Genomic DNA, 21,420 nt, shown 5'->3' with positions numbered 1-21,420 from the left:
TCTTCGGCGTCGCGGCTGCCATCGGTATGGCAACTGGCTGGTTCGATATCGGCCAGATCTTCGCTGACGCAGTGGGCCAGTCGGTAGATGCTGCGGTAGACTGGGCCGTTGGAGGTATCAAGTCGTTCCTGTCCGACGTAATCTCCTCCGCGTCGCCCTGGTAGCGCAGTACGCAGAGGCACAGCCTAATCCGGCTCCACGTGGAGCCGGGTGGTCGCCCGTGGTCGGCTTGCGTCGGTTCGATTCCGGCGGCGACCCTATGAGACGCTTCCTGCTGGTAGTCTTGCTCGTGACCGTCACGGTCACCGGCTCGGTAGCCGCAGCACCGAACGGGACGAACGCCTCGAGTCCGACAAGCGGCTCGGCTCCATCGAACTCGTCCTCGTCGAACACAACCGTCGTGACCGGCGGCCCGCTTCCCGTTGATGGAGTCACGACTGTCACCGGCTGGAAGTACGCGGACGGCGTGATGCGCGTGACGCTGAAGGTATCACAGTACCACGTCATTACGCTGTCTGGCTCCGCTGAACGGCAGGGTCGTGTTGCACACTCCGCGTTCCGTCGTGTAACGCTGCAGCGCGGCGAGACGACGACCGTCACAATCCCGGCTGACCGGATCGACGGCCGTGCCTCGGTCGGTATCACCACGTCTGCCTGTATCTCGTCCGGTAGCTGTCCGACTGTCTACTCGCGTGAGGACTCGTCCGGGTCGTTGCTGCCCGGTACGCCGTCCGGTAGCGACTGGATTGTGACGTTCGTCGCTGCCGGTATCGCGGCGCTCCTCGGCGCGCTCGCTGCTGGTCTCGGCTATAAGCGGTTCATCGGGGGTCGTCGCAATGTCTTCTGAAGAGCCGTCCGTCGGTGAGGCCTCGTCGTCGTGGCGCTCGAGTGCGACCGACGTACTGCGCGTCGCTGCGCTTCCCATCGGGATCGGCGTGCTCGGTATCCTCGCCGTGGCTGTCATCTGGTTCGCTGACGTTCCGTCTCGCGCGCTCGCGCTGAGTACGCTGGTGATGTCCGGCTTCGTGCCGTACGTCGCGACGCTCGTCTTCCTCTGCCTGTACGTCCTCGCTGGCAAGACCTCTCGTCCCGTGCTGTATGTCGATAAGGACCAGCAGGAGATCGGCCTGGAGTTCTGGAGTCCGTCGTTCTTCAGTACCGCCGAGACGGACGGGTCGCTCGACCGGCGTCACTCGACGCGTGACGGTCGGACGGTCCACATCGCTGAGGGCCTGCGTGTCGAGTCGCGCGACCGCGTCCAGGACGACGGCTCTGTCTCGCCCGAGAAGACTGTCGTGCTCGAAGGTACGTGGTCGGGTGCGGTGAGCTACTACCAGTTCCTCGAAGACAAGAGCGTCCTCGAGAAGCAGCGTGACGAGATGGTTCCGCTCGTGCAGTCCGCGCTACAGACGCGCGCGTCCGCGGACTCGAAGGTCGTTCGGAACTCCGTCTCCATCGGTCGGTCGCTGATCGCCGGTGCCGAGGCCGACGAGTTCGCTGTCGGGCTCGAGGACATGGCGAACCTCGACCTCGGTGTTCGTGACGACCTGACTTCGCTCGACGATCTCGCTGACGGTGCGCCGACGACTGACACGACGCGCCCACTCGACCAGCTGCGGGAGAACGGTGACCCCGATCTCTCGCTCGACCTCGATGAAGACCTCGGTGGCGACGTTGCCGGAGGTGCCGACGATGGACAGTAAGGCCGACGGCGTGACTGCTGCCGAGTTCCGCGAAGTGAGTGAGGGAAAGCTCACGTCGAATCGTCGAACGCTCCCGCTCGCTCCCTTCCTCCAGGGCGCGCCACTGCAGCGGTACGTCTGGTACAAGCAGCACTACCAGCAAATCCGTGACCATCATGCTGAGGTGGACGACGACGTAGATGTTTCTCTCCCGCCGACGTTCGAGGACACCCGATACTGTAAGCGGCTGATCGAGCGGTATGGGTCGGAACTCGCGACGTGGGCCGTTCGCGAAGGCCACCTCGCGACGCTGAACTACCTCTCCGGACTCACGTCTCGCGAGACGGACGTGTCCTCTCTGCAGGCGTTCGTGCGTGTTGTCGAGCGAATGCGCACGGACGGCTACCTCGGTCAGTTCGTCGGTGACACCGACGGCGGGAAGACGATGACCGCGCTCGCGATGGCCGAACTCGGGCTCCGCGACGACGACGAACTCGTGCTCGCGACGAACGTGACTTCGCTCGTCTGGCAGGACGATTGGCTCCAGGAGCGCACCGAGTTCGTCGAGGCGAAGAGCGAACTGCGCGCCGTCCTCGATGAACACGAGAAGGTCGTCGTAGTCCTCGACGAACTCTCGACTGTCCTTGACGGGCAGACGAACAGCTACGCCGCGAACGAACAGATGTACCCGCTGATCACCGGGAAGGCGAAAGACGGTGCGCGCTACATCCTGATCGGCCACCGGAAGGACGGCAAGGACATCATCAAGTCCGTCCGCGAGCACGCAGACGACTTCATCGTCCAGCACCGCGAGCGGCGGCGCGGCGACGACGACGTGTACTCCGCCGAGTTCTTCGACCGGCTCGATGACGACGCCGGCGCTGTCGATCTCAAGTTCCCCCTCGGTCACGTCCCGCCCATCACCGGCACCTACGAGCCCGACGAGAAATCGACCTTCGACCTCGAAGCCTGACGTGCCGGCAGGATGTTGTTCGTCCACTCGTCTCTGTTCCCACACTCCTCAACGCACCCAGAACAGCCACAAATATATTTATATACTTATGGGGGTACACCGATAGACAATAGTATTACCATGTTAGACGCATGTTCCCCGGAATTCTACAATATTGGGGTATCGAAACATTTATATTTGAAATTGCTCTGGAATTCTTTGTGCGTAGACGGACCTTCCTCCGTTCGGTCGGAATTGGCCTCGCCTCGCTACCAACAGTATCCGCTAGCTCCCAGGACTGCTCTCCAAAGGCCCCACAAACCCCCGAGATGGGTGACAAATGGACCATGACGGATGAGCCTATCTGCGTTTCAGAGAACTACAATCTACACCGGAGAACGTTCTCAAACGAAGATCTGAGAGAATCGGTGAAGACAGCAACGGATAGTCGTATTGACCGGCCAGTTCAATCGTTAACTGCGATACAACTCTCGCCGAAGGGAGATCTGCCTCAGAAGTCGGAACAGACGAAAGAATGTAGCGGGACTTTCGGTATTACGATCTATGGGTTCGGCCTCTCTCTCCCATGTAGCTGGGTTGAGAAAGGAGTTGGTATCAGTCCAGATCCAAACCCTGTCTCAGAATACGCTACAGAATCATTGAAGGCGTCCTTCCAAGACAAAATCAACGGTCTGCATAGTTTTGCTAATCAGAGAGACAGTGAAAGGCACCTTCAGCCTGTATCTTCCCAAACATGGCAGCCACTCGCATATTCAAAATCTGGGTATACAACCGTTCAATTCACGTATGAGCCAGAGTGGCAGAATAAGGAGGATGACGCACTCTGGAATGACCTCCAGTTTAGGGCATATCTGTCAGTCGAGACTGACGGTTCAAGCTTCCTCGCGGTAGGTGGTGTGTTCCCTGATGAGTCTACTCAGCGTATCTCCTCAAATGGTGATCTAGTCGGGAAGGTAGAATTTGGCCAAAAGAATATGCAAAAGGAGACGATAGAATTTATGAAGAGAACACTCATTCGCAGTTGAGCATTCTCTTAGGATCTAAATGAGGGTTCTACTATTTATCTCGGAGCCTGACGTGCCGGCAGGATGTCGTTTGCCCACCCGTCTCCGCGCGAGCGACCGCGCCCGCGGCCCTTAACGGGCCCCGGCACGGGCGCGCCGGTTTGTGAGAAGACCTTTTTATTGATTCAATCTAAGGACAGATATGAGGAAGCGAGCTAGCCAGTTGGTACTATTACTGGTTGTTGTGATGGTGACCATAATCCTCTGGTCAGTATATAAATCGTATCAGAGTACGGGTTTCACAAGCTCTCTGGCATCTACGTTGTCGACATTGGCTCTTGTCCTTCTAACAGGCTGGTATGCCTATTCAACGAAGGAGCTATTGAAAATTAACGAGAATCAGGTCGAAGCAGCAAGGGCGACGTATATGCCTGCATTAGATGCTCGATATGAATATGATGATGGTGAGATAAGTTTAGAAGTGCGGAATCGGGGCCAAGGTGTTGCCAGAAATGTCTCTATACTCATATCTATAGTCGGGCGTGGAATCGATACGTACAAGCTGAAGCTATCAGAATCACTACCACCCCAATATAGCTATCACACGCCAGAGGGTGACACAGTCGTATTTCGACCAAAGTTCTATACCGAGTATACTGATAAGCCATTGGGAGAACTCTTACAACTGGAAGAAGGTCCGGACGAAAATTTCCCCGAAGGTGATTTAGGCCGATCTGGAATTACATCTGAGGTTAGCGTCGATAATTTGTATGACTACATGGACAATGTTGGTACTTCAAAGGCGCTCTATTCGAACTTCCCGGCCGATGAAGGAACACTACCCGATATAATTGATAGACATACAAATGGGCGGCCAGATACATACTCACCCGCGATATATATGCAGATTGTATTCACAGATGTAATGTATGGACAAACTCACGCAGAAACGATTTTAGATGGTGTTTATACGGACCCTGATGAGCCCTCACTTGACAATTTTCTCCCTGGCGAACATACGGTTAAGCCGCGGTTTCGAAAAGCAAAGAACTTCAGAGATGTGCATGGGGACATAGTTGAGTCGGACATCCCATATATTGAAGAGTTAGATGTGTCTGTTCGGCCGAATGAGCCCCGTTAGTCGTTTTTCGTAATATGCTGAAATACAGTGGACGTAGCTAATTGTGCGCGCGTTCACTATCAATCTCGTCGGATTCGAATCGATACATGTTATCTGAGGGTGTACTCGGGTCGCTCGCTCTTCTTCGGTGGTGGTCCGACACGGACCGGCCCTGGTGCCGGCACGTCTTGGGCATTTAGCTGACCGCGGAGATAGAGTTCTCCGCTGGTGGTTATCTCATACATCCGTGAACCCGGCCAAAGTGGCCCGATAAGTCCGGACGACGAAAGCCGGTGGCACCGGCTTCTGACCTTTGCACGGGATTCAGTCGAGCAGAAAGTCGTGGTCATTGTTTCGGGCTCCGCCCACGCGACCTCGTGGAGGTGCTCAAGGATGCGTTCATCGAGCTGCACCATCCATGGAGCGGACTGACGCATGCCTTATCCCTCCTGCTCGCTCGTCTCCCCGCTCGTTTCCTCAATTCCGGCCGTTGCCGATTCGTCTCCGTCGGTGAGGTACTTCCAATTCTGCGTGTCGAGACGGCCTTCAAGATATGCCTCTCCGTCGTCAGTGAGGACGTACACGCCGTTTCCCAGGTCGCGAAGTAACCCTTTCTCAGCGAGTTTCTTGCATCGCTTGTGAATATACGGCCGCGAGTAGTGTATCGGCCCCTCTTCCTTCATCTTCGTTGGGGAACCGGAGCCGTGCTCGCTGATATACTCGAGGACACGGTCGTCCACGAGTGCCATCCAGTCCCCCGAGTGTCGCATATCGTTACTTGGGTATAGGACAGGTGTAGTGCTGACGTATCGTTCCGACCAGAACCCTATGTTCCCAGTAGCACCGTCGTTAACTATATGAACTAGGCGTCGTTGGTAGAACATGCGAAGCCGCCGCTGGTCAAAGATGACTCTTGTCGGTTGATGAAGAACGGGCGCGCTGGAACGCGCCCGAGAACGGCTTCGTGGCACCTGCAATGCCCGAAACCAGAATCGTGGGCGCGGTGGCCCACACGACGTTTTGTGTATCGCTAGCCGATAAACCCGCTGTCTCGCAGTGTGCAGTCTGCGGCGACGCCGCGGACGGGTACGACGCCGAACTCAGCCGGTCAGTCTGCCGAATGTGCGCCGAGCGCCTCGATGCGGAGGTGAGCGTATGACTGACCTGACCCCGATCCCCCCGGAGAAGGCCGTGGAACTCCACCTCGAGTCGATGAAGCAGGACTCTGCAGAGTGGACGCGGACGTCGCACGAGAGTCACCTGCGCGCGTTCGTGGAGTGGTGCCGAGAACACGGCGGCGTCGACAACATGAACGACCTCGACGGCCGCGACCTCTACGAGTTCCGCGTGTGGCGACGTAATGGCGGCTACTCGAAGGGGAAGGACGGCGAGATCGCGCCGAAGACCATCCACTCGGTGCTGACGACGGTGCGCTCGTTCCTCCGGTTCTGCGCGCAGATCGAGGCGGTCCCCGAGGACCTGTACGAGAAGGTGCCGCTACCGAACCTCTCGACCTCGGACGAAGTGAGCGATTCGACAATCGAACCTGACCGGGTGCCGCCCATCATCGAGTACCTGCGTCGCTACGAGTACGCGAGTCGCGACCACGTGATCTGGACGCTCGTCTGGCACACGGGCGCGCGACTCGGTGCGGTGCGCGCGCTCGACCTCCACGACTGCGAGCTCGAGGGCAACAAGCCCGGCCTCGATTTCGTCCATCGGCCCGGTACCGGGACGCCGCTGAAGAACGACGAGGACGGCGAGCGGTTCAACCGGATCAGTCAGGATGTCGCGCAGACGCTCCAGGACTACATCGACGGCCCCCGGAAGAACGTGCAGGACGACGCGGGGCGAACGCCGCTGGTGACGACGAAGTACGGGCGTGTCTCGCACACGGCGGTTCGAAACGCGTTCTACCGCTGGTCCCGGCCCTGTATGGTCGGTATCGTCTGCCCGCACGACGAGGACCCGAGCACCTGCGAGTACGCGCGCGAGGACGGAATGACGCGCTGCCCGTCGTCACGCTCGACCCACGACGTGCGGAAGGCGCGCGTGACGAAGTACCGCGACGACGGCGTGCCGCGCGGCGTCGTCTCCGATCGCCTCGACACCTCCGAGGCGATGATCGACAAGCACTATGACCGCGCCTCGAAGCGCGAGAAGGCAGATCGCCGGTGGGAGTTCCTATGAGCGACACCTGTCCGAACTGCGGGAGCGAGAACGTGCACAAGTCGGAGACGCCGAAGCGCGATGCCTGGTGCGGCGACTGCGGCTCGAGGTGGCTACGATGACCGTGGAAATTTCGCGCGGTCCGGTGCGCGGTGGCGCCGGTTTCAGAGACCTGCAACGCCCACTTGCGAACCGCCTGAACCGACGCAAAGCCGGTTCCGGTGACGGCGTTCTATTTACCGTCGCTCGTGTGTCCCCTTCGAGAGAACGGTATGTTCCGACGTGGAGGGGACTCAGAGGATGGCCCGACGTCCGGGTCGTGCGTCGTCGCGTTTCCGGTCACGTGACGGCGCTGAGGACCGCGTCGACGATTGAGAGGGTGACCTGCCCGCCGTTGAACACGAAGTCGAGCGCGAGTGTACCCAAGACGACGATGCCGGGAATTCCCCAGCCTTTCCCCTTTCCGATGATCTCCGACGCCGCGTCCCCGTCGGTGTCGATTTTCCAGGTGAGCGACGACCCGCCGCTCTCCCCCTGTCCGTCGTCCGATCGTGACATGTGGTAGCCTCGTTTGCACCTGCACATAAATCCGGGGTCGGGGACGACATCGTCAGTGGTCAGTCACGGGGCCGTCGCGTGACGGGTGAACGGCGGGCGCAGCGGGTGGCTCACCGGAGCGGACCATCAACCCTTTACGGGGTTCGCGAGTCACTGCGGGTATGGTCGGTACCGTTCTCTCACTACTTCCAGCGCAAGCGGGGAGTGCGACGGTGACACCCTCCATCGTGGTTGTGCTCGTCGTAGTCGCGCTCGCGCTCGTGCTCTTCGTGACCGAGGCGCTCCCCATCGACGTCACCGCCATCGCCATTATGGTGGTGTTGATGGTGCTCGGGCCGTGGACGGAGGTGTCCGTCGCGGAAGGTATCTCGGGATTCTCGAACCCCGCGACGATTACGGTGTTGGCGATGCTCATCCTCTCCACCGGCGTCTCGAAGACGGGACTCGTCCAGTCCATCGGGAAGCGGATGGCGTCGTTCGCGGGCGACGACCCGATGAAGCAGCTCGCGGCGACCATCGGCGTCACGGGGCCGGTCTCGGGGTTCATCAACAACACACCGGTCGTCGCCATCCTCGTCCCGGTCATCACGGACCTCGCGCACGAGGGGAACAGTTCGCCCTCGAAGCTCCTGATGCCGCTCTCGTTCGCGTCGATGTTCGGCGGGATGTTGACGCTCATCGGGACGTCGACGAACATCCTCGCGTCCAGCGTCGCCGCGGACCTCGGCGTGGAGGGCGCGCCGTTCTCGATGTTCGAGTTCACGTCGCTGGGCGTCGTCGTCCTCATCGTCGGCTCCATCTACCTGATGACGGTCGGCTATCGTCTCCTCCCGGAGCGCGTGCCGGCGCGCGACGACTACCTCGAGGAGTACGAGATTCAGGACTACGTGACGGAGGTCGTCGTCCGCGAGGACTCGCCCATCGTCGGCGAGACAGTGGCGCGCGCCATCGACGACGCGGTGTTCGACGCGGACATCCTCCAGATTACCCGGGACAAGGAGACGTTCTTCGAGGGCATCGACAGCAAACGCATCCGGCCGGGCGACGTGTTGATGCTCCGCACGGACCGGGACACGCTCGCGACTATCGCGGAACTCGACGGGCTCGACTTGACGGGGATGCCGCGAACGGAGGCCGAACTGGAGGAGGGCCGCGACGAGCAGTCGCTCGTCGAAGTCGTCATCCAGTCGGGGTCAGCGCTCGTCGGGGAGACACTCACCTCGACGTCGTTCCGCCAGCGCTACGACGCGAACGTCCTCGCGTTCCGCTCGCGCGGCGAGACGGTACGCTCGCGACTCGACAACGTCGAGTTGCGCATCGGCGACACGCTCCTGATTCAGGCGCCCGCGGACAGCATCGACCGCCTCGCGCAGAACCCGGACTTCATCGTCGCGCGCGAACCCGAGGAGCCGAGCTATCGGACGGAGAAGATACCGCACGCCGTCGCCATCATCGTCGGCGTCGTCGCGCTCGCCTCCCAGCCGTTCCTCCCGGTCAACATCGTCGTGACGGCGCTCGCGGGCGTCGTAGCGATGGTGCTGTCGGGCGTCCTCCGGCCGAGCGAGCTCTACGAGAGCGTCGACTGGGACGTCATCTTCCTGCTCGCGGGCGTCATCCCGCTCGGCATCGCCATCGAGCAGTCGGGGGCGGCCGCGCTCATCGGGCAACTCGTGGCTGCGAGCGGCGACGTCCTCCCGCTGCTCGGTGTCCTCTGGGTGTTCTACATCGTGACGGGGCTCGTGACGAGCGTCATCTCGAACAACGCGAGCGTCGTGTTGATGATTCCCGTCGCGGTGGACGCCGCGAACCGCCTCGGCGCGAACGCCTTCGCGTTCGTCCTCGCGGTGACGTTCGCCGCCTCGACGGCGTTCCTCAGCCCCGTCGGCTACCAGACGAACCTCTTCGTCTACGGGCCGGGCGGCTACAAGTTCAGCGACTACGTGCGCGTCGGCGCGCCACTCCAGTTCCTCCTCTCGGTGGTGACGGTGCTCGGCATCGTCTTCATCTGGGGCGTGCGCGCGTAGTCGCGCGCCGACTCGGCCGGCGAGGCAGTCGCTACCGTTTTATCGGCGCGTGGCTTCGGCGAAGACAGCATGGTGCGGAAGAAGACCCTGAGCCCGAGCGGGGCGAAGGGTGCCGACGGCGAGTACCACAACGCGCACGTGAACATCCACGAGGACGAACTCCTCGTCGCCGGTCTGGACATCGGCGAGGAGGTCTACGTGCGGACGCGCGACGGCCGCATCGTCATTCAGGCCGTCGACGCGGTGACCGACGACATCTAGTTACTGATACATGTTCGAGAGGGTGGGCGAGCGCTTCGTCGGCGCCGACTGCTCCTCGGCCGGCCCCGTCTGCGCGCGCCGGTACTGTTCGGCCATCTGCTCGAGGCGGTCCTCTATCTCGTGGGCTTCCGCCTCGAGCTGTGCGGTGTCGATGTCGAAGTCGACGAGCGGTTCGAGCGCGTCCTCGATGACCGCCTGTGCGGCGCGCGGGTCCGGTATGTAGGGGTTCGCGCGGACGACGAGCGCCGCGGCCGGGACGTCCCGATGGTAGCATTCGGCGAGGAGCGCGCCCGTCGCGCCGCCGACGAGGCCGGTCCCCTCGGCGAGGTCGATGCCGGCCGCCGAGAGATCGCTCGCGACGGCGTCCGTCGTCGCGATACCGGAGACGTCGCCGACTTCCTGCTGGGATTCGGCGGGCGCGCCGACGAGGAGGACGGCGCGGTCGAGGTCGTCGCCGATGCCGCCGAGGACGCCGTCAGCGAGGGCGTCGTAGGCGGACTCGGGGAACGGCACGTCGGACTGGAGCGTCATCACCGAGGGGTCGTCGCCCGCGTAGACCCGGACAGGATCCCGAACGCGGCCGTCCGCGAACGAGGAGACGGCGGGGAACGCGGGGGAGGTGATAGCTCCGTGCTGTTCGAGGTCGAGTTGGCGCGTGACGAGGTCGACGGCGATGGCCGCGACGAGGCCGTGGCCGGGCAGGCCCTCGACGAGCGTCGCGCGTTCGTCCGGGCTGTCCGTCAGTCGCTCGAAGGAGGCAGTCGGGGTCGAATCGGACATGTGGGTGTCCGTGCGTCCGCCGCACTCTTAGAACCACTCCCCGGACGCGCCGCTCGACGAGTCGAAACGCGAGAGAACGGACGACGGAGGCCTCCCCCCAGAGGGCACGCGCCGTCCGAAAGCGGGGCGGTCCAGACGCCGGAGGGTGGTGGTGGATAGTCGAACCGGCATCCGTCCAGGGCAGCGAGCGATTCGGCCACCCCGGTCCGACCTGCCCCACGGTCGGGCCTGACACGCAGGCATCGGATATAACGTCTCCACTCAAGTAGTGCTACCCCCTGACTGGCCAAGTCTTTTAGAAGGCAGAAGTGTGTTCGACGCCGTCCCGCGTGAGGTCGAGTCCCTAAGTGACGACGTCGAGTATCCCGAGACATGTCGGCCCTGGTCGCGCTCGTCTCCCTCCTGGTGGTCGTGTTCGCGTTCTACGTCGCCGGACGGTTCGTCGGCGTCCTCTTCGCCCCGTTCGCGCCGGCGGGCGACGTCTTCCACTTCGTGAGCGCCGGGACCATCGGCGTCGTCGGCCTCCTCGTCGGCCTCCTGCTCGGTGCGCTCGCGATTCACGGCGCGTCACTCGTCTTCACCGATGAGGAGAGCTACCTGCACGCGCTCTTCACCGCCGTGCTCGGCGAGGCCGTGCTGTTCGCGCTCGGGTGGATACCGTTCTTCGGGCCGATTCTCGCGCTCGTCGGCTGGTTCGGCGTCCTCAAGTGGCGCTACGAGGGCGGCTGGCTCGCCGCCGGCCTCCTCGGCGTCGGGACGTGGCTGGTCGCGCTCGTCCTCGACGGCGCGCTCGACCTCGTGGGACTGGGCTGGTTCCGCACCGCAGGCATCCCCGGCATCTAGGGTTCGGGGATGACGCGTCCGTCGCCGAGTTCCTCCCGGAGCACCCGGAGGGCGTTTCGGAGCGAGCCGTGCTCGGCGAGGTAGGTGAGGCCGACGCTCGACTTCACGACGTTCGCCGCCGACCCGCGGAGGACCTGCGGGCCGAGTTGTGCGACGGCGTCGTCGCCGACGCTGATGAGCCAGCCCGGCGTCTCGAACGCCCACTTCTCCAGATGCTCGACGGGTTTGTCGTTCCGCGCGGCCTCGAGGACGCGCGCGACGTTCGTCGCGACGGTCGGCGACGCCCGGACGGCCGCCTGCGCGCTCGCGGGCACCCGCTCGCCGTCCGCGTCCACGATGCGCGCGGCGTCGCCGACGACGAACGTCCGGTCCGCCAGCCGGAGGTCCGCGCGGACGTCCCGTCTGATACCGTCGAGCGCGTCCGGTCCGCGGACGCCGCCCGTCCACGCGAGCATGTCGTAGCGGAACGACCCGCCCTCGGTGACGACGTCGTCCTCCCGGACCTCGGTAATCGTCGTCCCCGTCTCGATGCGCACGCCGTACGCTTCGAGGGCATCGCGGGTCTCTGCCCGGAAGTTCTCCGGGAAGGACGGCGCGACGGTGTCGGCTTGCTCGACGAGGACGACTTCGACGGCGTCCCGGACGCCCTCCTGCTCGGCGAGCGCCGCGAACTCGCCGGCCGTCTGGACACCCGAGAGCCCCGCGCCCGCGACGGCGACCGTGCCCCCACCCGTCTCCACGACGTCGAGGAACTTCCGGCGGAGGCGAGCGGCGTGTTCGAGGCGCTTCAGCGGCGTCGCGTGCTCCTCGACGCCCGGGATGCCGTGGTCGGCGGTCTGCGAGCCGAGCGCGACCACGCAGGCGTCGTAGTCGAGCGTGCCGTCGTCGAGTTCGACCGTCCGCCCGTCTGTGTCGACGGCCGTCACCGTCGCCTCGCGCACCGTCGCGCGCTCCGTGAGGTCGGTGAGTGGGAGCGAGATGTCCTCGACGATGTCGGGATACCGGACGGCGCGGTGGAGTTCGTGCTGGACGAGGTGGTCGCCCGTCTCGTCGACGAGCACGACCTCGTCCTCGGGCGGAAGTCGCTCCTCGAGCTTGCGCGTGACAAGCAGGCCGGCGTAGCCTCCGCCGAGTACAGCGACGTGCATACTCGCGCTTCGAAGGCGTGGGCCTTCGGGTTTCGGGCCCGCTCAGAAGAGCGCTTCGTCCGCGTCGATGACGCGTGCGGGACCGCCGACCTCCCAGACGCGCGTGTTCACGCCCGTCTCGGCGATTGCCGCCTCGACGGCGTCGACGTGCTCGGCGTCCGTGTTCACGTAGACGGTCGCGCCGGTGTCCGTCGAGAACCACGCGGGGACCCCCTCGTCGCGGAGGTCACGGACGGTCTCGAACACCTCGAGCGTGTCGGGCTTCCAGTAGACCCAGCCGGCGGGCCCGGTCATCGTCGTCGCGGCGAGCGAGAGCGAGTCGTGTTCGGCGGTCTCGAAGACGCGCTCGACGTCGCCGTCCCGGAGCGCGGTGCGCATCTCCGCGAGTTGGTCCTCGACGTGGACGCGCCGCGCGTCGAACATGTGGCTGTCCTCGGCCTCGTCGTGGGCGGCCTGCGTCTCCTTGTACGCCGGCACTTCGGCGATGACGATGCGGACGTCGTCTTCCAAGGTCTCGGCGGCCTCGATGCGGTGGCTACGACACTCCGCGTCGCTCAGGCCGCCGCCGAGGTCGGAGTAGCCGCCGGTGACGGCGCGCGCGGCCGACGCTGAGCCCCGACGGGCGATAGTGGACATCTCGGGGTGTGAGAGGTCGAGGCCCGCGGCCTCGCAGGCGGCGACGGCGGCCGCGGCGAAGCCCGACGCGGAGGAGCCGAGGCCGATGTTCGTCGGGAAGTCGTTCTCGCTGACGAGCTTCGCGCGCGTCTCGATGCCGGCGCGCTCCCGGACTTCGTCGAGGACGCTCTCGATGCGTGCGGCCCCACTCCCCGTCACGTCCTCGCCGCCGATGACGTACTCATCAGCGTCGAGCGACTCGTCGAACGCGACGGTCGTCTTCGTGTGCGCGGGCGCGGTGCAGACGCTGATGCTGTCGTGGTACGGGTAGCGCGCGTCGTGGTCGCGCATCCCGTGGTACTTCACGAGGCCCTGAATCGGGTGGGCTTTCGCGGTGGCCTTCATACCACATCGGCCGGCGGACGCGGCCATAAAGCCCCCGAAACGCGGGTTTGGGTGAGTGTGAGAATCGAACCAGTGAAACCACACGCGACCCGACTCGCCGGTATGGGCGACTCACTCGACTCGCGGGAGGCACAGGCCGAGGAGGTCATCGACCGGCTCGAGGCGGAGTACCCCGAGCCCGAAATCTCGCTGAATTTCTCGAACCGGCTCGAACTCCTCATCGCCGTCGTGCTCTCCGCGCAGTGCACGGACGAGCGCGTGAACAAGGTGACCGCGGACCTCTTCGAGAAGTACGACGGTCCCGAGGACTACGCGAACGCGGACGTCGAGGAGCTCGCCGAGGACATCAACTCCATCACCTACTACAACAACAAGGCGGGCTACATCCACGACGCCTGCGAGACCATCGTCGCGGAGCACGACGGCGAGGTGCCGGACACCATGTCGGAGCTCACGGACCTCCCCGGCGTCGGGCGGAAGACGGCGAACGTCGTCCTCCAGCACGGCCACGACATCACTGAGGGTATCGTCGTCGACACGCACGTCCAGCGCATCAGCCGCCGGCTCGGCATCACGGAGGAGAAGCGCCCGGAGAAAATCGAGCAGGACCTGATGGACGTCGTGCCCCGCGAGCACTGGCAGAACTTCACGCACTGGCTCATCAGCCACGGCCGGGACACCTGTACGGCGCGCAACCCGGACTGTTCGGACTGCGTTCTCGAGGACATCTGTCCGTCCTCGAAACTCGACCACGACGTCGACCTCGCGGACGGCTCGGAGTGGTAGGCGCGTTCGTGGGGCCGCTCAGTCCTGCTCGTCGGTGACGGCGAGCGTCACGGGATCGCCGTAGCTGATGGCGACGGGCGCCCCGGGTTCGACGAGGCCGACGTCCTCGTCGTCCACGAGGAGCGCGACCTTCGTCTCGTCGCGTTCGACGGAGAGCGTCGCGGGGAGCGACACCACCCAGTCCGGGCATTCGACGCGGAACGGCGCGATGGGGACGACAGCGACGGCCTCAACGGTCGGCGAGAGGACGGGCGCGTCGTCGGTGCGGACGTATCCCCGGGTGCCCGCAGGCGTCGCGACGACGACGCCGTCCGCGCGTACGGTGTCGACGTGGACCTCGCCGGTCTCGCCGGTGGCGTCGATGGCGTATTCGGAGATGCGCGCGGCTTCCGCGGTGACGAGCGCGACGTCGGCGAGCGCGCGGTACTCCTCGCGGCGGGCGTCGACGGCGAGTGTCTGGCGCTCGCGCGTCGAATACTCGCCCCGGACGAGGCGACGGAGCGCGCGGTCTCGGTCGGTCGCGGGGACGGACGGGACGCCGTCCCCGGCGTTCACGGCTAGGACTGGCGTGTCGGTCGGGAGGCCGGCCCGCACGAGGTCGTAGAGCGCGGACTCGGAGAGCGCGGCGACGGCGTCGACGCGCTCCGCGAGGACGTCGGCGGCGGTGCCGACGTGTGCGTGGCCGCCCGCGTTCCCCACGACGGCGGCGGCGCCGTCGGCATCGGGGCCGACGAGCCCGACGTGTGCGTCGGTCATCGTCGGAGGGTCGCTTCCCGCGGGGAAAAAACTGCTGTCAGAACGGCCAATCGCCGGTTACCTTCATGCCCTCGGCGAGGTCCTGGGCCTCGCAGGCCGCCGCGATGTCTTCGGGGGCGGCGTGCACGACGGAGAACCCGTCGTCCGCCACGTCGACGGCGAGCGCGGCGAGCAGGACGGCCTGCTCGCGGAAGGTGCGTTTCTCCACCTTGTCGAGCGTGTCCGCGGCGGTGTGCGCCCAGCCGCGCCCGCTGTCGCCGGTGTCGCTCGCGACCATCACGCCGGGGACGCCGTACGCCACGTACTCCCAGTGGTCGGAGTGTGGGCCGAGCTCGGGGTTCGTCGTCACCGGGTGCCCGAAGCGCTCGCCGACGTCCTCGACGGCTCGCGTCAGCGCGTCGAAACCGTTTGTGGTGACTTCGAGGGTGCGCGCGGCCGCCACGACGTCGCAGTTCAGGACGGCGCGAATCGCGTCCCGGTCGCGTTTCGCGGCGTCGTACGCGGACCCGACGAGGCCGACTTCCTCCGCGCCGAAGACGAGGAAATGGACGCGGGTGTCGAGGTCGTCCTCGCGGTCAGCGAGTATCCGCGCGAGTTCGACGACCATCGCGGTGCCCGTCCCGTTGTCGACTGCACCCTCCGCGATGTCGTGGGCGTCGACGTGCGCGGTGAGGAGCACCGCCTCCTCGGTGTCGGGACCGAGTTCCGCGTGGACGTTCTGCGACGTGGCCTCGGAGAGCGTCGCGTCCACCGCGACGGTGACGTCGTCGCCGTCGAAGCGCCGCGAGAGGCGCGCGCCGACCTCCTTGGAGACGCCGACCGCCGGAATCTCTCCGACCGGCGACTCGGCGGTGCCGACGCTCCCCGTCGGCGCGAGACCGCCCTCGTAGTGGTTCCTGAAGACGAACGCCGCCGCGCCCGCCTCGACGGCGTAATAGTACTTCTCGCGGCGGTGGACGACCCGGTCGTAGTGGCCGGGGACGTCCGAGGAAACCATGACGACCGTCCCGGTGAGGTCGCGGCCCTCGAAGTCCTCCGGCAGGCCGTGGCCGAGGTCGACGAACTTGCCCGTCACCTCGCCCGAGGGACTGCGCGGGAGCGCGATGCAGTCCTGCGTGGTGTCGCCAGCCTCGATGTGGGAGGTGCCGCGCTCCCAGCCCTGAATCTCGAACTCGTCGAGGCGCGCGTCGCGCGCGTGCTCGGCGAGCGCGTCCCGCGTCGCCACCGCCGCCTCGCGCTCGCCCTCGCTCCCGGCCATCCGGTTCCCGATGTCCACGAGCGTCTCGAGGTGGTTCCAGCCCGTCTCGCTCGTGAACGTCTCGCCGATCCACTCCGACATACTCGGGTGTCGGCGCGCCGCCCACCTAAGCGTTGGCTGTCCGAGGCGGCTCACTCCTCGTCGTGCGCGCTCGTCACGTCGCGTACCTCCGGGACGCGCGTCCGGCCGGCCGCGTAGCAGAGCAGCGCGCCCGAAAGGAGCAGGAAGAGACGGACGAACGCCTCGACGCTGTCCGCGCTTCCGCGATACTCGAAGAAGGACTGCCGGTAGTGGTCGCCCTCGTAGGCGAGTATCGCGTGGGTGTGCGTCCAGAGCGCGTAGCCGGCGAGCGCGTGATCGGTGCGGACGCGGCCCCGTTCGAGGAGGCGCTGGGTGGCGGCCGGATAGTGCCGCGCGGACGTGGACGCGAGGTCGAGCGCGGTCGCGTTCGAGACCGGTTCGAGGGCGACCCCGACGCTGTTGTTGTCGTAGTGCGTAATGTTCGTCCGGTAGAACGGCCTGTCGCGCCCCTCGAAGATGACGAGCGCGAACCCGCCGTCGAGGGCGTACGCCCGCTCGTAGCGCACCTCGTGAACGACCTGCGAGCCGTTCGTGACGGCCTCGTGGGCGAGCGGGCACTGCTCGCGGGAGCAGTCCGCCGTCCGTTCGGGTATCTCCAGGACGTCGGCGAGGTTCGGACGGTCGGCGCTCACGGTCTCGACGTCGTACTGGTGGGTGTACGCGACGGCCGTCGACTGGACGGGCGCGAAGACGGCGGCGAGGAGGAGGGCGGCGCCGAGCGCGCCGAGGGCGAGGCGGCGAGTGCGGGGACTGAAGGAGGGCACACGGGGAGTATTGAGGGTCTGATACTTCTGCGTTTCCGTGGCCACCGTCGCGGTGACGCCCGCCGTTTAGGTGGCGCGCCCGCGTCCGGTACGGGTATGCCCGACACCGACCCGGAGCCGCGCGGGACGCCGGTGGACCGGGACGCGCGCACTCCGCCCCGCGAGCGCCGTCGCGACGGTGTCGACGGCGTGGAGACCCCGGAACGCGCGCCGCTCGGCATCAAGGTCATCTGCGTGCTCGCCGCGCTCTCCGCCGGCCTCGACCTCATGGGCGGCGTGAAACTCCTCCAAATGGGCGGGCCGCTTGATGCCGTCGCGGCGCTCGTCACCGTCGGCGTCGCCGCCGCCCAGCTCGCCATCGTCTACGGCCTCTGGACGCTCGAACGCTGGGGTTACGTCGGCGCACTCCTCGTCTTCGGCCTCTCCACCGTTGCGGCCTCGATCACGGGCGCCCTCGGCGCCGCCCTCGTCGGCGCCGTCATCGTCGCCTACGTCTGGAGCAACCGGGAGTACTATCCGCAGCCGTCGCCGGCCGACCGGGGCATCGACTCGCCGCTCGACGACCTCGACTGGTGAGGAACCCGTGGGACTATACGGTCGTGGCCGGCCAGAGAGACGTATGGTCGACTCACCGCGACGCGTCGACACGGTCTCCCAACTCCTCGCCGTCGGTGGCCTGCTCGCCGTCGCCGTCAGCGCGCTCACCGGTTACGCGCTCGTCGCGCTCGGAGACAGCACGCTCGCGGAATTCGCTTTGGGTGGCGTCGCGTTCGCCATCGCGCTCGCAGAGCTAGTCGCGTGCTGGATGCTCTACACCGGTCGGGACTACGGGCACGACGCCGCCATCCTCGCGTTCGTCCTCGGGATGGGACTGGCGTTCCTCGGGATGAACGTCATCGGCGTCGCTATCTGTGGGGTTCTCGCCGTCGCCGTCTACTGGCGACGCGACTAGAACTAGAGTTCGCCTTCGGCCTTTAGACCCGCGATGACGTCGTCGACGAGGCTCTCGACGTTCTCGTAGGGGAAGTCCTCGTGGCCGGAGAGGAGTTTCGCGAGCTCCATCGCGGAGTAGGTCGTCTCGCCCGCGCTGAACTTCGTCATCGGGCCGCGCGGGAGGACGGGCAGGAGACTCGTCATGCTGGTGACGGGATAGTCCGCGCCTTCGAAGGCCGCAGTGAGTTCGTCGCGGAGTTCGGCTTCTGCATCGCTCATGAGCGATGGTCGCCGACGGACCGGAAAAGGATTGTGACTGCTCGGGGGTGTGAGAACTCAACCTTTTTGCTCACCCGCGCGAATCCCGGGCTATATGTCCGACCCGCTCTCCGAGTGGCGGCCCGCGGTGGACCGCGAAATCGAACGCGTCCTCCCGCGCGCCCTCACCCAGGAGTACCTCCGGTCGTTCTTCGGCGAGGGCCGATACGAGTACGACGCCGAGGCCATCGAGGACGCCCTCTCCGTCCCCGTCTGGGACCTCCTCGACCGCGGCGGGAAGCGCTGGCGCGCCGTCGTCTTCCTCATGCTCGTCGACGGGTTCGGCGCGGACCCCGACGAACTCCTCCCGTATGCCGTCATCCCCGAAATCCTCCACAACGGCACCATCATCGTCGACGACGTCGAGGACGAGGCCGAGATGCGCCGCGGCGAGGAAGCCATCCACCGCCGCTACGGGCAGGACATCGCGCTGAACGCTGGGAACGCCCTCTACTTCATCCCGCTGAAAATCCTTGAGCGCGACCCCGGCGACCTCCCCCCTGAGACGCGCCTCGCTGTCTACGAGATGCTCACCTACGAGCTGAACCGCACCCACCTTGGGCAGGGGATGGACATCCGCTGGCACAACGACGACGCCGTCGACATCACCGAAGCCGAGTACATGGAGATGTCCGCATGCAAGACCGGCTGTCTCGGCCGCATCGTCGGCCGCCTCGCCGCCCTCGTCACCGGCCAGAGCGACGAGACCGAGCGGGCGCTCGCGGAGTTCATGGAGACCGTCTGCATCGCCTTCCAGATCTCCGACGACGTCCTCGACGTCGAGCACAGCGTCGACCCCGAGTCCACCGGCGAGTTCGGGAAGGCCGTCGGCAACGACATCAAGGAGGGCAAAAAGACGCTGATGGTCGTCCACACCGTCCGGAACGCGAGCGACGAGGACGCCGCGCGCCTCACCGAGATTCTCGCCGCCGACGACACCACCGACGAGGAGGCGCTCGAAGCCATCGACATCATGCAGCAGTACGGGAGCGTCGAGTACGCCCGCGAGCGCGCGCTCGCGCTCGTCGAGGAATCGCTGGACGCCCTCCACGAGGTGCCCGTCGACGAGGAGACGCGCGCCGAACTCGCCGCGTTCGCCGAGTACGTCGTCGAACGCGACGTGTAACTCCCGCTACTCGCTCGCCCAGTCCTGCATCCGGGTGTCCTCCAGTATCGTCTCGCGGACGACGTGTGCGTCCTCGATGAGGCGGTTCTGGAGGTGGATGCCGCCCGCGCTCCCCTTGTTTATCTTCTCGATCTCCACGACGCCGAGGAACGCCTGCTCCTTCAGGATGTCCCGGAAGCGCCGCACGGAGAGGACGTCCATGTCGAGAAACTCACAGACCCGCTCGTACTGGTCGTAGACCTGACTCGTGAGGAAGGCGTCCTCGCTCGCGTTGATGGAGAGTTCGGTGAGCGCGAGGAGCGCGGCCTTCGCCTGCGTCGGCGCGCCGCTGACGAGCTCGCGAAAGCGGTCCTTCTCGGCGTGCTGTTGGGCCTGCCGAACGTGGCTCTCCCGGACGGTGTCGGCCTCCTCCTCGAAGGCGACTTCGCCGGCGTGGCGTAGGATGTCGATGGCTTTCCGGGCGTCGCCGTGCTCCTGTGCGGCGAACGCCGCCGAGAGCGGGATGACGTCCTCGGAGAGCACACCCTCGCGGAAGGCGTCTTGCCGGTTGTACATGATTTCGCGGAGCTGGTTCGCGTCGTAGGGCTTGAAGAAGAGCTCCTTGTGCTGGAAGCTGCTCTTGACGCGCTCGTTCAGGTCGTCGATGTACTGGATCTTGTTGCTGATGGCGATGATGCCGATGCTCCCCTCGATCTTGCCGGCCTCCTCGGCGCGCGAGAGCTTCATCAGGACGCTGTCGTCGTTCATCAAGTCGACCTCGTCGAGGATGACGATGGTCGAGTCGTACTGGGCGTCGAGCGTCTCCCAGAGGAGCTTGTAGTACTTCGAGGTGCTGAGGCCGGTGTGGGGCACCGAGATGCCGGTCTCGTCCTCGTCGTTCAGTTTCGCGGCGAGCGAGGAGACGGCCTGCGTCTCCGTGTTGTCCTCCGCGCAGTCGATGTAGGCGGTGCCGATTGTGACGTCGCTTTGGGCGGCGTTGCGCGCGCGCTGACAGACGTGCCGGGAGACGAGCGATTTGCCCGTGCCGGTCTTCCCGTAGACCATCACGTTCTCCGGGGAGTAGCCGTGGACGGCGCCGTTGAGTCGCGTCGCGAGCTTCGAAATTTCTTCGTCCCGGCCGACGATGCGGTCGGCCTCGGGGACGTGGCCGGTCTTCAGGAGGTCCTTGTTCGCGAAGATGCGGTGGCCCGCGTCGAAGAGAGGGTCGTCGATGGAGGAGGAGTCGGGCGCCATTCGGGTGTCCGTCCAGTATCGACTCGCCCGGATAAACCTCGCGAAGTCGCCACCCCTCGTTTCCGACGTAATCCGAGTCGGCGAGGGGCGGTGAGGCGTGCGTATCGTGGCGAGTACGGCGATGTCGCGGTGCTCGGAATCCCCGTTCCTCCGCCGACGAGCGTGGAAACACAGGGAACCCACCCACCCCACGTTTCCGACGTATTCCGCGAAGCGGGACGGGGTGGAGGAGAAACGACGGAACGCCGGCGCACGATCGACGGTAGGGCGCGCTGGAGAGGAAGCTCGGGGCGGAACAGGAACAGCCGTGAGAACGTGTACGTTTCGGGCGTCTACACGAAGCACTCTTCGTTACGACAGTACACGAAGTATACTTACTGAACTATAACTCTACTCTCGTACTTCAAACATCCGGTTAGAGGCCGAGCGGCCCCGAGTCGAGTCAGCCCACCGCCGGAAGCACCGACGGCTGTGACGGCCACCCATCGTGACGGGCTCGCCCATCCCCGCTTCACCGGTATCGAGTCGGTGTGCGCGTCTCGCTGCTGTCGTCGGCCGTCTCCGTGCCTTCCTGACTCGCTCG

23 protein-coding genes are annotated in these 21,420 nt (G+C 65.2%); 13 read left to right on the top strand and 10 right to left on the bottom strand.

The annotated features are described in order from the left end of the window. Positions 1–259 precede the first annotated feature (259 nt). The 5 genes from ACQUS8_RS04210 (at position 260) to ACQUS8_RS04190 (ending at position 4,800) form a co-directional block, all read left to right on the top strand. The gene (locus ACQUS8_RS04210) at positions 260–847 is read left to right on the top strand and encodes a hypothetical protein (RefSeq protein ID WP_435097371.1); all 588 of its coding nucleotides are present in this window, start codon (positions 260–262) and stop codon (positions 845–847) included. After that, positions 837–1,703, top strand: a complete 867-nt coding sequence (locus tag ACQUS8_RS04205) for a hypothetical protein (RefSeq protein ID WP_435097368.1) — start codon at positions 837–839, stop codon at positions 1,701–1,703. Before ACQUS8_RS04210 ends, ACQUS8_RS04205 begins: the two co-directional genes overlap by 11 nt. Beyond that, positions 1,693–2,655 carry a hypothetical protein gene (locus tag ACQUS8_RS04200; protein WP_435097365.1) on the top strand — a complete coding sequence of 321 codons (963 nt, stop codon included), beginning with the start codon at positions 1,693–1,695 and terminating at the stop codon, positions 2,653–2,655. Before ACQUS8_RS04205 ends, ACQUS8_RS04200 begins: the two co-directional genes overlap by 11 nt. Before the next feature lie 131 nt (positions 2,656–2,786). After that, entirely contained in the window at positions 2,787–3,680 is an 894-nt protein-coding gene (locus ACQUS8_RS04195; protein ID WP_435097362.1) for a hypothetical protein, read from the top strand. Between the two features lie 181 nt (positions 3,681–3,861). Next, complete coding sequence (locus ACQUS8_RS04190) at positions 3,862–4,800, top strand: hypothetical protein (RefSeq protein ID WP_435097359.1); 939 nt, start codon at positions 3,862–3,864, stop codon at positions 4,798–4,800. Positions 4,801–5,219: 419 nt separating this feature from the next. On the opposite strand, the gene ACQUS8_RS04185 is transcribed toward ACQUS8_RS04190, so the two are convergent. Continuing rightward, positions 5,220–5,549 carry a phage repressor protein gene (locus tag ACQUS8_RS04185; RefSeq protein ID WP_435097356.1) on the bottom strand — a complete coding sequence of 110 codons (330 nt, stop codon included), beginning with the start codon at positions 5,547–5,549 and terminating at the stop codon, positions 5,220–5,222. A gap of 385 nt (positions 5,550–5,934) precedes the next feature. On the opposite strand from ACQUS8_RS04185, the gene ACQUS8_RS04180 reads away from it, so the two are divergent. Then, positions 5,935–6,969 carry a tyrosine-type recombinase/integrase gene (locus ACQUS8_RS04180; RefSeq protein ID WP_435097353.1) on the top strand — a complete coding sequence of 345 codons (1,035 nt, stop codon included), beginning with the start codon at positions 5,935–5,937 and terminating at the stop codon, positions 6,967–6,969. A 318-nt stretch (positions 6,970–7,287) separates the two neighbouring features. Here ACQUS8_RS04180 and ACQUS8_RS04175 read toward each other — a convergent pair whose 3' ends face one another. Next, the gene (locus ACQUS8_RS04175; RefSeq protein WP_435097350.1) at positions 7,288–7,506 is read right to left on the bottom strand and encodes a hypothetical protein; all 219 of its coding nucleotides are present in this window, start codon (positions 7,504–7,506) and stop codon (positions 7,288–7,290) included. Between the two features lie 161 nt (positions 7,507–7,667). Between ACQUS8_RS04175 and ACQUS8_RS04170 the strand changes: the two genes are divergently transcribed. Together ACQUS8_RS04170 and ACQUS8_RS04165 are read left to right on the top strand one after the other, a co-directional pair. After that, on the top strand, positions 7,668–9,530 hold the full coding sequence (locus tag ACQUS8_RS04170) for an SLC13 family permease (RefSeq protein WP_435097347.1): 1,863 nt from the start codon (positions 7,668–7,670) through the stop codon (positions 9,528–9,530). Between the two features lie 69 nt (positions 9,531–9,599). Beyond that, positions 9,600–9,791 (top strand): hypothetical protein, encoded by a 192-nt coding sequence (locus tag ACQUS8_RS04165; protein ID WP_435097344.1) that lies wholly within the window; start codon positions 9,600–9,602, stop codon positions 9,789–9,791. Here the strand turns inward: ACQUS8_RS04165 and ACQUS8_RS04160 are convergent, their stop codons facing one another. Next, positions 9,792–10,571 carry a proteasome assembly chaperone family protein gene (locus tag ACQUS8_RS04160; protein WP_435097341.1) on the bottom strand — a complete coding sequence of 260 codons (780 nt, stop codon included), beginning with the start codon at positions 10,569–10,571 and terminating at the stop codon, positions 9,792–9,794. Positions 10,572–10,943: 372 nt separating this feature from the next. Here ACQUS8_RS04160 and ACQUS8_RS04155 point away from each other — a divergent pair, with 372 nt between their 5' ends. Beyond that, a complete protein-coding gene (locus ACQUS8_RS04155) occupies positions 10,944–11,414 on the top strand; it encodes a hypothetical protein (protein WP_435097338.1) in 471 nt (156 codons plus the stop codon). Here the strand turns inward: ACQUS8_RS04155 and ACQUS8_RS04150 are convergent. Further along, entirely contained in the window at positions 11,411–12,562 is a 1,152-nt protein-coding gene (locus tag ACQUS8_RS04150) for an NAD(P)/FAD-dependent oxidoreductase (protein ID WP_435097335.1), read from the bottom strand. The genes ACQUS8_RS04155 and ACQUS8_RS04150 overlap by 4 nt on opposite strands. A 42-nt stretch (positions 12,563–12,604) precedes the next feature. Next, entirely contained in the window at positions 12,605–13,582 is a 978-nt protein-coding gene (mvaD, locus tag ACQUS8_RS04145; protein ID WP_435097332.1) for a phosphomevalonate decarboxylase MvaD, read from the bottom strand. A gap of 102 nt (positions 13,583–13,684) precedes the next feature. Here mvaD and nth point away from each other — a divergent pair, with 102 nt between their 5' ends. Beyond that, positions 13,685–14,368: an endonuclease III gene (nth, locus tag ACQUS8_RS04140; RefSeq protein WP_435097329.1), complete on the top strand. Its 684-nt coding sequence runs from the start codon at positions 13,685–13,687 to the stop codon at positions 14,366–14,368. Between the two features lie 18 nt (positions 14,369–14,386). Here nth and ACQUS8_RS04135 read toward each other — a convergent pair whose 3' ends face one another. From ACQUS8_RS04135 to ACQUS8_RS04125, 3 genes are read right to left on the bottom strand one after another with little or no spacing between them, the layout of a single operon-like run. Then, on the bottom strand, positions 14,387–15,124 hold the full coding sequence (locus ACQUS8_RS04135) for an ATP-NAD kinase (RefSeq protein WP_435097327.1): 738 nt from the start codon (positions 15,122–15,124) through the stop codon (positions 14,387–14,389). A gap of 37 nt (positions 15,125–15,161) precedes the next feature. Then, positions 15,162–16,463: a M28 family peptidase gene (locus ACQUS8_RS04130; protein ID WP_435097324.1), complete on the bottom strand. Its 1,302-nt coding sequence runs from the start codon at positions 16,461–16,463 to the stop codon at positions 15,162–15,164. Positions 16,464–16,513: 50 nt separating this feature from the next. Beyond that, positions 16,514–17,227 (bottom strand): hypothetical protein, encoded by a 714-nt coding sequence (locus ACQUS8_RS04125; protein ID WP_435097321.1) that lies wholly within the window; start codon positions 17,225–17,227, stop codon positions 16,514–16,516. Positions 17,228–17,323: 96 nt separating this feature from the next. Between ACQUS8_RS04125 and ACQUS8_RS04120 the strand changes: the two genes are divergently transcribed. Continuing rightward, a complete protein-coding gene (locus ACQUS8_RS04120; protein WP_435097318.1) occupies positions 17,324–17,803 on the top strand; it encodes a hypothetical protein in 480 nt (159 codons plus the stop codon). Positions 17,804–17,846: 43 nt separating this feature from the next. Continuing rightward, positions 17,847–18,179, top strand: a complete 333-nt coding sequence (locus tag ACQUS8_RS04115) for a hypothetical protein (protein ID WP_435097315.1) — start codon at positions 17,847–17,849, stop codon at positions 18,177–18,179. A 2-nt stretch (positions 18,180–18,181) separates the two neighbouring features. Here ACQUS8_RS04115 and ACQUS8_RS04110 read toward each other — a convergent pair whose 3' ends face one another. Then, positions 18,182–18,439 carry an MTH865 family protein gene (locus ACQUS8_RS04110; protein ID WP_435097312.1) on the bottom strand — a complete coding sequence of 86 codons (258 nt, stop codon included), beginning with the start codon at positions 18,437–18,439 and terminating at the stop codon, positions 18,182–18,184. A 94-nt stretch (positions 18,440–18,533) separates the two neighbouring features. Between ACQUS8_RS04110 and ACQUS8_RS04105 the strand changes: the two genes are divergently transcribed. Continuing rightward, positions 18,534–19,604, top strand: coding sequence for a polyprenyl synthetase family protein (locus ACQUS8_RS04105; RefSeq protein WP_435097309.1), 1,071 nt, complete (start codon positions 18,534–18,536; stop codon positions 19,602–19,604). A gap of 6 nt (positions 19,605–19,610) precedes the next feature. On the opposite strand, the gene ACQUS8_RS04100 is transcribed toward ACQUS8_RS04105, so the two are convergent. Further along, positions 19,611–20,837, bottom strand: coding sequence for an orc1/cdc6 family replication initiation protein (locus ACQUS8_RS04100; RefSeq protein ID WP_435097306.1), 1,227 nt, complete (start codon positions 20,835–20,837; stop codon positions 19,611–19,613). Positions 20,838–21,420: the final 583 nt, after the last annotated feature.

The organism is Halarchaeum sp. P4 (genome assembly GCF_051195175.1).
Taxonomy (GTDB): domain Archaea; phylum Halobacteriota; class Halobacteria; order Halobacteriales; family Halobacteriaceae; genus Halarchaeum.
This window is presented reverse-complemented; position numbering and strand designations above follow the sequence as displayed.

Bases quoted from the DNA above. Each gene is read 5' to 3' on its own strand.
- ACQUS8_RS04150 (WP_435097335.1), bottom strand. From the start codon at position 12,562: ATGCACGTCGCTGTACTCGGCGGAGGCTACGCCGGCCTGCTTGTCACG.
- ACQUS8_RS04195 (WP_435097362.1), top strand. From the start codon at position 2,787: ATGTTCCCCGGAATTCTACAATATTGGGGTATCGAAACATTTATATTT.
- ACQUS8_RS04200 (WP_435097365.1), top strand. From the start codon at position 1,693: ATGGACAGTAAGGCCGACGGCGTGACTGCTGCCGAGTTCCGCGAAGTG.
- ACQUS8_RS04100 (WP_435097306.1), bottom strand. From the start codon at position 20,837: ATGGCGCCCGACTCCTCCTCCATCGACGACCCTCTCTTCGACGCGGGC.
- ACQUS8_RS04155 (WP_435097338.1), top strand. From the start codon at position 10,944: ATGTCGGCCCTGGTCGCGCTCGTCTCCCTCCTGGTGGTCGTGTTCGCG.
- nth (WP_435097329.1), top strand. From the start codon at position 13,685: ATGGGCGACTCACTCGACTCGCGGGAGGCACAGGCCGAGGAGGTCATC.
- ACQUS8_RS04135 (WP_435097327.1), bottom strand. From the start codon at position 15,124: ATGACCGACGCACACGTCGGGCTCGTCGGCCCCGATGCCGACGGCGCC.
- ACQUS8_RS04210 (WP_435097371.1), top strand. From the start codon at position 260: ATGAGACGCTTCCTGCTGGTAGTCTTGCTCGTGACCGTCACGGTCACC.
- ACQUS8_RS04175 (WP_435097350.1), bottom strand. From the start codon at position 7,506: ATGTCACGATCGGACGACGGACAGGGGGAGAGCGGCGGGTCGTCGCTC.
- ACQUS8_RS04185 (WP_435097356.1), bottom strand. From the start codon at position 5,549: ATGCGACACTCGGGGGACTGGATGGCACTCGTGGACGACCGTGTCCTC.
- ACQUS8_RS04115 (WP_435097315.1), top strand. From the start codon at position 17,847: ATGGTCGACTCACCGCGACGCGTCGACACGGTCTCCCAACTCCTCGCC.
- mvaD (WP_435097332.1), bottom strand. From the start codon at position 13,582: ATGAAGGCCACCGCGAAAGCCCACCCGATTCAGGGCCTCGTGAAGTAC.
- ACQUS8_RS04170 (WP_435097347.1), top strand. From the start codon at position 7,668: ATGGTCGGTACCGTTCTCTCACTACTTCCAGCGCAAGCGGGGAGTGCG.
- ACQUS8_RS04105 (WP_435097309.1), top strand. From the start codon at position 18,534: ATGTCCGACCCGCTCTCCGAGTGGCGGCCCGCGGTGGACCGCGAAATC.
- ACQUS8_RS04160 (WP_435097341.1), bottom strand. From the start codon at position 10,571: ATGTCCGATTCGACCCCGACTGCCTCCTTCGAGCGACTGACGGACAGC.
- ACQUS8_RS04110 (WP_435097312.1), bottom strand. From the start codon at position 18,439: ATGAGCGATGCAGAAGCCGAACTCCGCGACGAACTCACTGCGGCCTTC.
- ACQUS8_RS04120 (WP_435097318.1), top strand. From the start codon at position 17,324: ATGCCCGACACCGACCCGGAGCCGCGCGGGACGCCGGTGGACCGGGAC.
- ACQUS8_RS04165 (WP_435097344.1), top strand. From the start codon at position 9,600: ATGGTGCGGAAGAAGACCCTGAGCCCGAGCGGGGCGAAGGGTGCCGAC.
- ACQUS8_RS04190 (WP_435097359.1), top strand. From the start codon at position 3,862: ATGAGGAAGCGAGCTAGCCAGTTGGTACTATTACTGGTTGTTGTGATG.
- ACQUS8_RS04130 (WP_435097324.1), bottom strand. From the start codon at position 16,463: ATGTCGGAGTGGATCGGCGAGACGTTCACGAGCGAGACGGGCTGGAAC.
- ACQUS8_RS04180 (WP_435097353.1), top strand. From the start codon at position 5,935: ATGACTGACCTGACCCCGATCCCCCCGGAGAAGGCCGTGGAACTCCAC.
- ACQUS8_RS04205 (WP_435097368.1), top strand. From the start codon at position 837: ATGTCTTCTGAAGAGCCGTCCGTCGGTGAGGCCTCGTCGTCGTGGCGC.